Raw genomic sequence first — 12,579 nt, 5'->3', positions numbered from 1 at the left:
CAGCAATCAGGCCGCTTCTGCAGCCAGTTTCTTGGCCTTTTCAATCACTTCCTCAATACCACCGCACATATAGAAAGCGGATTCTGGAAGTTCGTCATATTCACCGGCACAGATCTTTTCGAAAGCATCAATTGTGTCTTCGAGCTTTACGAATTTACCGGGCGACCCGGTAAATATCTCTGCCACGTGGAACGGTTGGCTCAGAAAGCGCTGGATCTTCCGAGCCCGGGCGACAATAAGTTTATCCTCTTCCGACAATTCGTCCATTCCCAGAATGGCAATGATATCCTGCAGCGATTTGTATGTCTGCAGGGTTTCCTGCACTTCACGGGCAATGCCATAATGACGTTCGCCAACAACCGCCGGGTCCAGCATACGTGAAGTGGAATCCAGCGGATCCACGGCCGGATAAATCCCGAGCTCCGCAATCTGACGGGAGAGAACAGTCGTCGCATCAAGATGGGCAAATGACGTTGCAGGGGCCGGGTCCGTCAAATCGTCGGCAGGCACGTAAATAGCCTGAACCGAAGTGATCGAGCCCTTATTGGTCGAGGTAATACGTTCCTGCAAGGCGCCCATGTCAGTAGCTAGTGTCGGCTGATAGCCCACCGCGGACGGGATACGCCCAAGAAGTGCGGACACTTCAGAACCGGCTTGCGTAAAGCGGAAGATATTATCGATGAAAAACAACACGTCCTGCCCTTCGACATCACGGAAATACTCCGCCTGGGTCAGTCCGGACAGTGCCACCCGCATACGCGCTCCCGGAGGCTCGTTCATCTGACCATAGACAAGTGCCACTTTCGACTTGTCGCCTTCAAGGTCGATAATGCCGCCTTCGATCATTTCATAGTAAAGGTCATTCCCTTCACGCGTCCGCTCGCCAACACCGGCAAACACGGAATAACCGCCATGGCCCATGGCAACGTTATTGATCAGCTCCATGATCAAAACCGTCTTGCCCACACCGGCACCGCCGAACAGGCCAATTTTACCACCTTTTGCATAAGGCGCGAGCAGGTCGACGACCTTGATACCGGTCACCAGAATTTCAGACTCTGTCGACTGATCGGCAAAATCCGGGGCCGGGGCATGAATAGGCGAGGTTTTGGATGTTTTGATGGGACCCCGTTCGTCGACGGGCTCACCAACCACATTCATAATGCGTCCAAGCGTTTCCGGTCCAACCGGCATCCGAATTGCGTCGCCGGTGTCGGTTACCTCCTGGCCGCGAACCAAACCTTCTGTCGCGTCCATGGCAATTGTTCGCACGGTATTCTCGCCAAGATGCTGCGCAACTTCCAAAACCAGCCGCTGGCCGTTATTTTCACAATGCAGAGCGTTCAGAATATAAGGCAATTCGCCGTCGAATTGAACGTCCACGACGGCCCCCAGCACCTGGGTAATTTTGCCGACACTTTTCGCCATTTTCATGCTCCCTACAGGGTCACTTTAGTTCTTAAAAAAACGATGGGAAGTCCTAAAGGGCTTCCGCACCAGAGATAATTTCAATCAGTTCACTCGTAATCGCCGCCTGGCGTTCACGGTTATATTGCAAGGTTAATTTATCAATCATTTCCCCTGCATTACGTGTTGCGTTTTCCATTGCCGACATACGGGCACCTTGCTCGGAAGCCGCATTTTCAAGCAGGGCACGGAAAATCTGGACCGACAGGTTTCTCGGGAGAAGCTCCGCAAGAATTTCTTCCTCGTCAGGCTCATACTCATAGACAATGTCGCTATTCTCGTCGCTTTGGCCTTCCAGTACGGGTGCCGGGATAATTTGCTGCCCCGTGACTTCCTGCGTCATAACCGAGATAAACTTGGCATAGAATATCGTGCAGACGTCAAATTCGCCCGCGTCATACATTCCAAGCACCTGTTGCGCGATAGGCAGGGCATCGCCAAAGCCAATCCGCTTCGGACCTGATAGATCGACGAGCCCATCGATCAAATGGCCATATTTCCGCTTCAGAGCGTCCCGGCCCTTTTTTCCCACGCAAAGAATTTTAACATCCTTGCCCTCAGCCATAAGCTTGTCAACCCGGTGCGAGACCGCCTTGGCGATGGAGTTGTTAAAACCCCCGCACAAACCACGCTCACCAGTCGCCGCAATGATCAGGTGACGCTGATCCGACCCGGTTCCAGAGAGAAGCCTTGGCGCATCGTCGCGGCCTATCATACCACTCGCCAGTGACGCCATCATGCTGTCCATGCGCTCCGCATAGGGGCGCGCAGCATTGGCGGCTTCCTCTGCATGACGCAGTTTTGCCGCTGCCACCATCTTCATGGCTTTTGTGATCTTTTGCGTTGACTTAACGCTGCTGATCCGGTTTTTGAGTTCTTTAAGGTTCGCCATTGTCAGGCGGCCCCTTTCCTAAGCTCAATACTCACGCGAAAGTCTTTGAGAAGCTGTCAATAATTTCATTCAGCTTCGATTCAGTATCGTCGGACAGCGCGCCCTCGCTCACGATCGTATTCATTAGATCCTGATGCTTGGCATGCATTTCCGACAATAATTGCTCTTCAAAATCACCGATCTGGGATACCTCGATACGATCCAGATACCCCCGAACACCGGAGAATATGACGACAACCTGCTCATCCATGGTAAGCGGGCTATACTGTGGCTGTTTCAACAGCTCGGTCAGGCGCGCGCCGCGAGCCAGCAACCGTTGTGTCGCCGCGTCGAGATCGGACCCGAACTGCGCAAAGGCGGCCATTTCACGATACTGGGCAAGTTCCAGCTTGATGGAGCCAGCGACCTGTCTCATGGCTTTTGTCTGCGCCGATGATCCTACCCGAGACACCGACAGACCGACGTTAATGGCGGGCCGGATACCTTGATAGAAAAGTTCCGTTTCCAGGAATATCTGTCCGTCAGTGATTGAGATCACGTTGGTTGGAATATATGCGGACACATCGCCCGCCTGGGTTTCAATGACCGGGAGAGCGGTCATTGAGCCTGAACCGTTCGCCTCATTCAGCTTGGCGGAGCGTTCAAGAAGGCGGGAATGCAAATAGAACACGTCACCCGGATAGGCTTCACGTCCGGGCGGACGGCGAAGCAACAGGGACATCTGGCGATAAGCCACGGCCTGTTTCGACAAATCATCATAAATGATCAGGGCATGCATACCGTTATCGCGGAAAAATTCCGCCATGGCGCAGCCGGTAAAGGGTGCGAGATACTGCAGCGGCGCCGGATCAGAGGCCGTTGCCGCAACAACGATCGTATATTCCATTGCCCCGTTTTCTTCGAGGGTCTTGACGATCTGCGCAACAGTCGAGCGCTTCTGACCGATCACGACATAGACGCAATAGAGTTTCTTACTCTCATCATCGCCGGCATTCGCTGTCTTCTGGTTGAGGATAGCGTCAACGGCAACGGCAGTTTTACCTGTCTGGCGGTCTCCAATGATCAATTCGCGCTGACCGCGTCCGATCGGCACCAGGCTGTCAATAGCCTTCAAGCCGGTCATCATGGGTTCATGCACGGATTTACGCGGCATGATGCCGGGCGCCTTCACATCCACTCGGCGGGTTTCGGTTGACTCGATCGGGCCTTTGCCATCGATCGGATTACCAAGACCGTCCACCACGCGACCCAGCAGACCCTTGCCGACACCTGTCTCGACAATTGCACCGGTTCGCTTAACTGTATCGCCTTCGCGAATGTCCCGATCGGAACCGAAAATCACGACACCGACATTGTCGGTTTCCAGGTTCAGGGCAAGACCCTTAATGCCACCAGGAAATTCGACCATTTCACCGGCCTGGATGTTGTCCAGTCCGTACACACGGGCAACACCGTCACCAACTGACAGCACCTGGCCAACTTCTGAGACTTCAGCTTGCGTATCAAAACCCGCAATCTGCTGTTTAAGAATTTCGGAAATTTCTGCGGCGCGGATGTCCATCACCCAACCCCTTTCATCGCAAACTTAAGATTCTGAAGTTTAGTCCGGATCGAACTATCGACCATACGTGAACCAACTTTAATTACCAAGCCCCCTATCAAACTCGCATCGACATCCGACTCGAGCCGGACATCACTGCCTATGGCTGATTTAAGGGCTGCTGACACAGCATTTATTTGACTTTCGCTGAGTTTTTTTGCTGACGTGACCCGTGCGGCGACTTCGCCTCGGGCAGCCGCCAGAAGCTTACCATAATCGGTGATGATATCCGACAAGGCAAACAGACGGCGATTTTGCGCCACTGTACCGACAAACCGCCGTACCAGATCCCCAACACCAAGCTTTGCTAGAACTGCGGCCATTGCCTTCGCCTGATCACCACGACTTACAAGAGGGCTTCGAATGAGTCGGGCCAGATCAGCGCTCTCGTCCATCATTGACTGGAGCGTGGACAGATCAGTGGCGACAGCATCAAGCTGTTTGTCGGCAACCGCCAAATCAAACAGGGCTGTCGCGTAACGACCTGAGATACCGGAAACTGTTATGTTCTCAGCTGACAAAAAACGATCTCCAAGCCTAAAAAAAAGACGTGAAACACGCCAAATAAAAACCAGAATTTCTACCCGCGACGGATCACCAATACAGCGCCCCGCCACCAAGGCATCGGGTTATTAGCACAGGGAATTCCGGGTGGCAATATGCAGGACGTTAGTTTATTCACCAAAATGGTCGCATTTGGTCTGCAGGTTTCAGGAAAACCCCGAATTTCACATAAAATTATACGGATCAATATCGATTTGCAGCCTTATATCATTCGGGACTCTCTCACCTTGCAACCATTTTTTTATGACAGTTTGGATATTAACATCACGGGCGCATTTGATCAGAAAACGATGACGATGACGACCGCGTATCATCGAAAGAGGAGCTGGAGCCGGTCCCAGAATGGACAAATTTTCCGCTATCGGCGCGCGCCTCGCGAGATTACGGGCAAAACTGGCCACCGATTCGGCATTTGCGCTGGAAAGGATGACCGCGGCCAGTCTTCCGAAGGGTGGCATAGCGGCACTTTCCCGCCCCGCCGCCTCAAGGGCAAAGAAAGCATCTCCCTGCTGACGGGCTATCGCCTCGATCACCGGATGTTGAGGCAGATAGGATTGCAGGAAAACCTTGCCCTGACGGGTTTCACGTCCGGCACGCCCGGCGACTTGCGACAGCAACTGGTAAGTCCGCTCTGACGCGCGCAAATCACCTCCGGCCAGCCCGAGGTCCGCATCAATGACGCCAACCAATGTCAAATTCGGAAAATGATATCCCTTGGCGACAATCTGGGTTCCAATCAAAATTTCGATGTCACCCCGTTCCATCGCAGCGACAAAAGTGGCGGCGGCCTGCGGACTGGTCACAGTATCACTGGCCATCATCGCTATTTTACGATCAGGAAATAGTCGCTCAGCCTCTTCTGTCAGCCGCTCAATACCGGGCCCACAAGCCTTGAAACTTTCTTCAGCATCGCATTCCGGACATGACTTGGGCAAGCGCGTCGTATAGCCACAGTGATGGCATTGTAACCGGCCCATCAGGCGGTGCTCCACTAGCCACGCGCTGCAATGGGGGCATTGCAGGCGATGCCCGCAGCAATCACACAAAGTGAGCGGGGCATAGCCGCGGCGGTTCAGGAAAAGCATTACCTGCTCTCCGGCGCCAAGCGTCGTCTCAATGGCGAGGCGGAGCGGCTCCGAAATCCAGCTTTGGACACCCGGGCGATGCTCTTTCAGATCGACGATCTCAATGTCAGGAAGAGAAGCCCCGCCGTAGCGCGAAGGGAGTTTTACATGCGTGTATTTTTCGTTTTGCGCATTTACCAAACTTTCAAGTGAGGGCGTAGCTGAGGCAAGAATAACCGGGAAATTCCCGATTTTACCTCTGACAACCGCCATATCCCGGGCGTTATAGGGCACACCTTCATCTTGCTTGAAGGAGGCTTCATGTTCTTCATCAACAACAATCAGACCAAGGTTCGTGAACGGCAGAAACAACGCGGAGCGGGCGCCGACGACCACATCGGCCCTACCCTCGATTACCGCGCGCCAATTGCGGCGGCGTTCAGACTGGCCAAGATCGGAATGCCATTCAACGGGCGGGACGCCGAACCGAGCAGCAAAACGCTTCAGCCATTGGGCGGAAAGAGCAATTTCCGGAAGCAGGACGAGGGCCTGGCGCCCCTGTTCAAGGCAATCGGCGATGGCCTCAAAATATACCTCTGTCTTGCCGGATCCCGTTACGCCCTCCAGCAGGGAGATTTCGAAATCAGGTTTTACAACGGACGGTCTCATCCGGGATGCAGCGGCAGACTGGTCATCGGAAAGTTCGACACCAACATGTCCCCAGTCCGGCTTCGCGATTGGATTTTCTGCTGGTAAATCGACAACCTCCAGCACCGCTTTCGCTGCCAGCCCCTTGACCACGGAAACGCTTACCCCCGCGAGAGAAGCAAGATCACTGGCGGTGTGGACGGCGCCCGCCATCACAATTTCCAGAACCCGGCTTCGGGCAGGCGTCAATTTGCTCGGCGACTCGCCCGTAAAGCGATATCCAATCCGCGGCGCCCTTGGAAATAGCGCATCGGGAACGCTCATCGTCATGCGCAACACGCGGCCGCGCCTCTGCATGGTGTAATTTGCCACCCAGTCAACGAAATCACGGCTTTCATCGGGAAGCTTCGGGCAGGGTAGAACTGCCACAATATCCTTCATCCTGTCTTCGGCAAGATCGGAATCCTCCGCTTCTTCCCAGACAACCCCGGTGAGTTCGCGGCGGCCAAGCGGCACCGTCACAAAATGGCCGATTTCAATATCCAGGGACGCCGGCGCCCGGTAATCATAAACATCCCCGACGGAAAGGGGGAGAAGCACGCGAACGCGGCGATGTTTAATTGTGCTGCTCATATCTATGCGATAGACTATTATACCGAATGGAACCAGTCGTTAGCTTTAGGATTTGAGAAAAACTTATGAAATTTTTTGTTGATACGGCCGATACTGAAGAAATCAGGGAGCTTGCCGATACCGGCCTGCTCGATGGGGTGACGACCAACCCGTCGCTGATCGCCAAATCAGGCCGCAATTTTTTTGAGGTAATCAAGGAAATCTGTACCCTGACCGAGGGTCCGGTCAGTGCCGAAGTGGCCGCAACGGATTTTGAGAAAATGCTTGAGGAAGGCAAACGGCTGGCGGGGCTGGCCGAGAATGTTGCCGTCAAGGTGCCTCTGACCATGGCCGGGCTCAAGACCTGCTCTCAGCTTAGCAAGGCGGGGACGCAGGTTAATGTCACCCTCTGCTTTTCAGCGGCGCAGGCAATTCTGGCGGCGAAGGCGGGCGCAACATTCGTATCCCCGTTCGTTGGCCGCCTTGACGACATCGGCCAGTCCGGCATGGACTTGATTGCCGATATTGTCCAGATTTACGATAATTACCCGACCCTGCAAACCGAAGTGCTTGTCGCGTCAATCCGCAACCCGACCCATATCGTCGACGCGGCTCTGATGGGGGCCGATGTCTGCACAATACCACCCGCCGTTTTGAAACAATTGATCTCTCATCCGTTGACCGATAAGGGCTTGGCCGCATTTTTGGCAGACTGGGAAAAGACAGGACAGGATATCCTCGGATAACGACCAAAGAGTGAGTATGTAACGTGCGTGAAAAATCAGACAGCAAAGCCGCCCGCAGCAAGGAAGCCAAACCGGAATTAAAGGAAGAGCAGGTCCGTAGCTGGCTGATCTCTCATCCGGAATTTTTAACCGAGAACGCAGATTTGCTAACCATGGTAATCCCGCCAGAGCGGATATCCGGGGATGGCGTGATAGACATGCAGTCCTTTCTGGTTAGCCGTTTGCAGCGCGAGGTGACGCAACTTACGGCGCTGCAAGATGATTTTGTTGAGGCCGCACGCACCAACCAGCATACACAGGAAATGGTTCACGCCTCCATCCAGGCGATTTTATCGGCAACCAGTCTTGGGCATTTCGTTCACATCATGACCCAGGACCTGCCGGAACTTCTTGAAATCGACGTGATCACTCTATGTGTGGAAGAAGGGCCAATCCCGCTGCCTGATATGACCGGGCTGCAGCGCCTCAAAGCTGGAAGTATTGCCCGCGCCAATTGGCAAAAACGGAGCATCATCCTGAGGCCATCCGCTCCAAAATCCAAAGCTGTTTTTGGCCCTGCTAAGGACCTTGTGCGCTCGGATGCCCTCATAAAGCTTGAGGTCCCGTCCCTTCACGCCCATGCAATGGCGGCCTTTGGCAGCCGGGAGCCGGCACATTTTCATGAAGAACAAGCCACTGACCTACTTCGTTTCCTCGCCATCGCTATGCAGTCCTGTCTGCAGATGTGGCTGGAGCAGAAAACGGGCTGACAATGACAATCCGTCCCCCGCTGTCACAGGCATTTGATAACTGGCTCGGCTGGCTCCGGCATGAGAAGAAGGCAAGCCCCCACACCATTGAGGCCTACGAACGGGATGTTCGCGATTTTCTTGAATTTATCTCCGGTTATATCGGTGGCATTGTCGAACTTGAGGATCTCGAGAATTTACGCCTTGCGGATTTTAGGGCCTATCTCGCCCAACGCCGCCAGGGTGGTTTAACAGCAAGTTCATTACGACGGGTTCTGTCGTCGATCCGAAGCTTTTATAAGCGTCAGGAGCGTGACGGCTACCTGCATAATCCGTATCTCAAGACACTGCGCTCGCCAAGGTCAGGGGCCCGCCTTCCACGGCCCCTTAATGCCGCCGATACGAGGGAACTCCTCCAGAAAGCGACCACCGCGACGGAGCCGCTTTGGGTCCGCCACCGAGATACAGCAGTATTAACATTGCTATACGGCTGTGGCTTGCGGATAGGGGAGGCGCTCTCTCTTAATTTTGACGACAGGCCAGTGTCACATACCCTCACGCTCATCGGTAAGGGGAATAAGGAACGGATGGTGCCGGTCCTCCCCGTGGTCATCGAGGCAGTGGAAGCGTATGTTTGCGAATGCCCTTTTCCTCTGGACAGCAAAAGCCCACTTTTTATCGGACGACAGGGGCGACGGCTGAACGCGCGGGCTATCCAGTTAAAAATGCAAAACCTTCGGCGCAATATGAACCTTCCAGAAACGGCAACGCCGCATGCGCTGAGGCACAGCTTCGCAACCCATCTTCTGGCAGGCGGGAGTGATCTCAGATCAATTCAGGAACTGCTAGGTCATGCCTCCCTATCCTCAACCCAGCGCTATACCGATCTGGATGTCGAAAAACTGCTGGAAGTGTATGATAGCAGCCATCCGAAATCCTGACGGCCTGCGACTAACTCCGCGTCATGCGCAGGGCGAAGGGTCCCAGAATCGTAATCGCGCCCATGGAAACGAACATCAATCCCCATCCCATTGTCATCATCGGGCCTCCTGCCTGATCCAACACGATACCTGCCACGACCGGACCGAGCATGCCCCCGGCGAACCCGAGAAAGCTATGCACGGCCAATGTGCCCCCTTTTAAATCAATGGGCGCGCTGCCAATGGCGCCCGCCGTCAGGGACGACGAGTCAGCGGTTATTAAAATGCCGTAAATTGCCGCCATCACGACAACGACCCCGAACGGGAACCCGGCGGTAAAACCAATGGTAAAAGAAAAGGCAAGGCAGACAATCATGATAGTGGTTATGGACCGCTGTCGTCCTACTTTAAGGGAAAGCTCGTTCCCAAGAACACTTGCAGGGAGCCCCAAAAAGACAACCGCCGCCGTAATTGCTGACACATCCATCCAGCGCGGTGCATCGGTCAGGGTATGCGCATAGGCGAGAAAGGCGAGCAAAAAGGAGCGCATCGCCACCAGTTCCCATGTATGGCAGACATATCCGAGAATATACCCCATGGTAAACCTGTTCTTTACGACGGGCGCGTAATTGACGATCTGCGACCAGGGTCGGCGGGTGGCTGGTATTTTTGACGTCGTCCCAAACAGAATAATCGTCGCGGCCAGCGGAGGCCCAGCAATGACACTCACCAAGGCCGTCTTCCAGTCGACCCACAAATTCATTTGGCCAACCACCAGAAATGAAATCGCCGATCCGGCCGAAAAGCAGGCGGTATAAAAGGCAATGGACCGGGACTGGTCGCCGGAGGGCAAGCGATCAGTCAGCAGTTTCAGGCCGGGCATATAGCTACAGCCAAGCCCGGCGCCGGTAATGAACCGCCAGGGAAGAGAGGACCAGAAATCCGTTGCATGGAATGCAAACCCATAGGCGCCGATCGTCGCGAAACAGCATCCCGCCAGATAGATATTTCGCGCATCTACCCTGTCGGTCAGCGATGTAGATAATGGGCCAACAAGCATGAATCCAAAAAAAAAGGCACCATTTATCCAACCGGCATCCGCTCCCGACAGGCCCCAGGCATCAAAGAAAAAGGGAGTCAGAGCGGGAAAGGAAGCGTAAGACGACATCACCAGAATTTCCGCCAGACATATTGCAACGGTCAGTCTTACAGCGGACATCAGCGATTACCCGTCTAGGCTGGCATTGTTTCCTGTATTGACGGGCGGGCGGTAAAGCTTTCATACCAGTCTGCCAGTTTTGGGCGGCCGTCACGCCATTGTTCCTGTCCGAAGCGGAAATCATGATAGCCAAGTGCACAAGCGACGGCGATAGTCCCGATATTGAAGCTGTCCCCGAACGATCCCACCTGCCGTTCCATCTCATCGAGGCAATTTTCCATGGAAATTTTCAACCGCCCACTCCAGCTTGGTGACCCCTCACCTTCCGGCAGGATACTGTCAACGCGACGCTGATAGGCCGCGTCGGTCATGCCGTCCGCCATGGCATGCAGGGTCAAAACCCGCCAGCGATCATCGCCTTTAGCAGGGAAGAGACTCGGACCGCTTCCGATACTGTTGAGATATTCACAGATTACGAGAGAGTCATACAAGACATCACCGTTTTCCAGCGTGAGACTGGGAACCTTTCCAAGGGGCGTCGCCGGGTTGATCCCTTTGAACATATCGCTATGGTCAGAATCGACAATCTCGATCCTGTCGAAAAGTTTATGCTCAATGGCGGTTATTCTGACCCTGCGCACAAACGGCGAGAGCGCACTGTAACACAGCTTCATAACGTCTCCTTCGGGAAGTCAATATCAATAAAAAAGGGCCGATCCAAATGAACCGGCCCCGCATTGTGATAACTTTACGCGAGAGACGTCAACTATTTATTGTACGTCCGGCAACAGCAAGGGCCGCTTCCTTGACCGCTTCACTTAAGGTCGGATGAGCGTGGCAAGTTCGAGCGATATCCTCAGATGAGGCACCAAATTCCATCGCTAAAACACATTCATGGATGATCGTTCCAGCATCTGGCCCGATAATATGAACGCCAAGCACCTTGTCGCTTTTCTTGTCGGCCAGTATTTTAACGAATCCGTCCGTAAATCCGTTAGCACGGGCACGGCTGTTCGCCATAAACGGAACCTTGCCAATGTTATACTCGACCCCCGCCTCCTTCAGTTGCTCTTCTGTTTTGCCAACAGTCGCAATTTCCGGCCAAGTATAAATCACCCCGGGGATGGTATTATAATTGATATGGGGTTTCTGGCCTGCGAGTTTTTCGACGCAGACAACGCCTTCGTCTTCTGCCTTATGCGCAAGCATCGGGCCCTCAATCACATCCCCAACGGCATAAATACCGTCAACGCTGGATTTGAAGTTCTCATCGACGACGATGCGCCCCGCCCGATCCGTCTCAATGCCCAGGTCCTCAAGGCCCAAGCCCTTGGTGTAGGGCCGGCGACCAATAGCCACGAGCACAACGTCCGCTTTCAGGGTTTCTTCGTCGCCGCCTTTGGCAGGTTCCATGGTCAATGTAACGCTGGTTTTTGTGGTCTTCGCGCCCGTCACCTTCTTGCCGAGCATAAAATTGATGCCCTGCTTTCTCAAAATCCGCTGGGTGTTCTTGGCAACGTCATTATCGGTGCCCGGCAGGATACGATCAAGAAACTCAACCACCGTTACCTCGGCGCCCAAACGCCGCCACACGGTGCCGAGTTCAAGCCCGATAACCCCGGCGCCAATCACCACGAGCTTCTTTGGCACTTTGCCAAGTTCCAGTCCGCCGGTGGAGGACACAATCAGTTTTTCATCAATCTCAACATTGGGAAGCGGCATGACGTCCGATCCCGTCGCGATCAGGATATTCTTGGCCTTTAGCGTTTGCGGCTCGTCGCCTGTCACCTCAACCCGACCGTTGCCCTGCAACACACCGGCCCCCTTGATATAGGTCACCTTGTTCTTCTTGAACAAAAATTCGATCCCCTGGGTGAGGCCAGTAACGGTTGTGTCCTTTTGCTCCATCATTTTCTTCAGATTGAGCTTGGGCGTACCGACGGTTATTCCCCGGGATTCAAAGCTATGGCCTGCTTCCTCGAACAGTTCGGAAGATTGCAGCAGGGCCTTTGATGGAATACAGCCAACGTTCAGACAGGTCCCCCCGAGAGCGCCGCGCTTCTCGACACAGGCGGTTTTCATCCCGAGTTGAGCTGCCCGGATTGCGGCCGTGTAGCCGCCCGGTCCGCCTCCCACTACGACCAGATCGTATGTTTCGTCGCTCATTTTATTCCTCGCA

The 12,579-nt window shown here is 54.1% G+C and carries 11 protein-coding genes; 3 read left to right on the top strand and 8 right to left on the bottom strand.

Features of this window, described 5'->3' with window-relative positions; translation table 11 throughout:
- Positions 1-6 precede the first annotated feature (6 nt).
- From atpD to ACESNI_RS01535, 5 genes are all read right to left on the bottom strand, one after another.
- On the bottom strand, positions 7-1,428 hold the full coding sequence (gene atpD / locus ACESNI_RS01555; RefSeq protein WP_373084321.1) for a F0F1 ATP synthase subunit beta: 1,422 nt from the start codon (positions 1,426-1,428) through the stop codon (positions 7-9).
- Positions 1,429-1,480: 52 nt separating this feature from the next.
- Positions 1,481-2,359, bottom strand: coding sequence for a F0F1 ATP synthase subunit gamma (locus tag ACESNI_RS01550; RefSeq protein WP_373084319.1), 879 nt, complete (start codon positions 2,357-2,359; stop codon positions 1,481-1,483).
- A 31-nt stretch (positions 2,360-2,390) separates the two neighbouring features.
- Positions 2,391-3,920, bottom strand: a complete 1,530-nt coding sequence (gene atpA / locus ACESNI_RS01545; RefSeq protein ID WP_373084317.1) for a F0F1 ATP synthase subunit alpha — start codon at positions 3,918-3,920, stop codon at positions 2,391-2,393.
- Positions 3,920-4,480, bottom strand: coding sequence for a F0F1 ATP synthase subunit delta (locus ACESNI_RS01540; protein ID WP_373084315.1), 561 nt, complete (start codon positions 4,478-4,480; stop codon positions 3,920-3,922). The genes atpA and ACESNI_RS01540 overlap by 1 nt, the downstream gene beginning before the upstream one ends.
- A gap of 207 nt (positions 4,481-4,687) precedes the next feature.
- On the bottom strand, positions 4,688-6,868 hold the full coding sequence (locus ACESNI_RS01535) for a primosomal protein N' (RefSeq protein ID WP_373084313.1): 2,181 nt from the start codon (positions 6,866-6,868) through the stop codon (positions 4,688-4,690).
- Between the two features lie 65 nt (positions 6,869-6,933).
- Between ACESNI_RS01535 and fsa the strand changes: the two genes are divergently transcribed.
- Genes fsa through ACESNI_RS01520 form a run of 3 tightly spaced genes read left to right on the top strand, consistent with a single transcriptional unit; the run spans position 6,934 to position 9,262 of the window.
- Positions 6,934-7,593, top strand: coding sequence for a fructose-6-phosphate aldolase (fsa, locus tag ACESNI_RS01530; protein WP_373084311.1), 660 nt, complete (start codon positions 6,934-6,936; stop codon positions 7,591-7,593).
- A 23-nt stretch (positions 7,594-7,616) separates the two neighbouring features.
- Positions 7,617-8,342 (top strand): DUF484 family protein, encoded by a 726-nt coding sequence (locus ACESNI_RS01525; RefSeq protein WP_373084309.1) that lies wholly within the window; start codon positions 7,617-7,619, stop codon positions 8,340-8,342.
- A gap of 2 nt (positions 8,343-8,344) precedes the next feature.
- Entirely contained in the window at positions 8,345-9,262 is a 918-nt protein-coding gene (locus tag ACESNI_RS01520; RefSeq protein ID WP_373084307.1) for a tyrosine recombinase XerC, read from the top strand.
- Between the two features lie 10 nt (positions 9,263-9,272).
- Here the strand turns inward: ACESNI_RS01520 and ACESNI_RS01515 are convergent, their stop codons facing one another.
- The 3 genes from ACESNI_RS01515 to lpdA all read right to left on the bottom strand — a co-directional run bounded on the left by ACESNI_RS01515 (position 9,273) and on the right by lpdA (position 12,566).
- Positions 9,273-10,460: an MFS transporter gene (locus tag ACESNI_RS01515; protein WP_373084305.1), complete on the bottom strand. Its 1,188-nt coding sequence runs from the start codon at positions 10,458-10,460 to the stop codon at positions 9,273-9,275.
- Between the two features lie 14 nt (positions 10,461-10,474).
- A complete protein-coding gene (locus ACESNI_RS01510) occupies positions 10,475-11,074 on the bottom strand; it encodes a glutathione S-transferase family protein (RefSeq protein ID WP_373084303.1) in 600 nt (199 codons plus the stop codon).
- Between the two features lie 88 nt (positions 11,075-11,162).
- Positions 11,163-12,566, bottom strand: coding sequence for a dihydrolipoyl dehydrogenase (lpdA, locus tag ACESNI_RS01505; RefSeq protein ID WP_373084302.1), 1,404 nt, complete (start codon positions 12,564-12,566; stop codon positions 11,163-11,165).
- Between the last annotated feature and the right edge of the window lie 13 nt (positions 12,567-12,579).

It is taken from the genome of Sneathiella sp. (assembly GCF_041689005.1).
GTDB lineage: Bacteria > Pseudomonadota > Alphaproteobacteria > Sneathiellales > Sneathiellaceae > Sneathiella.
Note: the sequence above shows the minus strand (reverse complement) of the source record. Positions and strands in the feature narration are given on the sequence as shown.

Excerpts from the sequence above, each read along its gene's own strand:
- atpD (WP_373084321.1), bottom strand. The coding sequence starts at position 1,428 with ATGGCGAAAAGTGTCGGCAAAATTACCCAGGTGCTGGGGGCCGTCGTG.
- ACESNI_RS01550 (WP_373084319.1), bottom strand. The coding sequence starts at position 2,359 with ATGGCGAACCTTAAAGAACTCAAAAACCGGATCAGCAGCGTTAAGTCA.
- atpA (WP_373084317.1), bottom strand. The coding sequence starts at position 3,920 with ATGGACATCCGCGCCGCAGAAATTTCCGAAATTCTTAAACAGCAGATT.
- ACESNI_RS01535 (WP_373084313.1), bottom strand. The coding sequence starts at position 6,868 with ATGAGCAGCACAATTAAACATCGCCGCGTTCGCGTGCTTCTCCCCCTT.
- fsa (WP_373084311.1), top strand. The coding sequence starts at position 6,934 with ATGAAATTTTTTGTTGATACGGCCGATACTGAAGAAATCAGGGAGCTT.
- ACESNI_RS01520 (WP_373084307.1), top strand. The coding sequence starts at position 8,345 with ATGACAATCCGTCCCCCGCTGTCACAGGCATTTGATAACTGGCTCGGC.
- ACESNI_RS01515 (WP_373084305.1), bottom strand. The coding sequence starts at position 10,460 with ATGTCCGCTGTAAGACTGACCGTTGCAATATGTCTGGCGGAAATTCTG.
- ACESNI_RS01510 (WP_373084303.1), bottom strand. The coding sequence starts at position 11,074 with ATGAAGCTGTGTTACAGTGCGCTCTCGCCGTTTGTGCGCAGGGTCAGA.
- lpdA (WP_373084302.1), bottom strand. The coding sequence starts at position 12,566 with ATGAGCGACGAAACATACGATCTGGTCGTAGTGGGAGGCGGACCGGGC.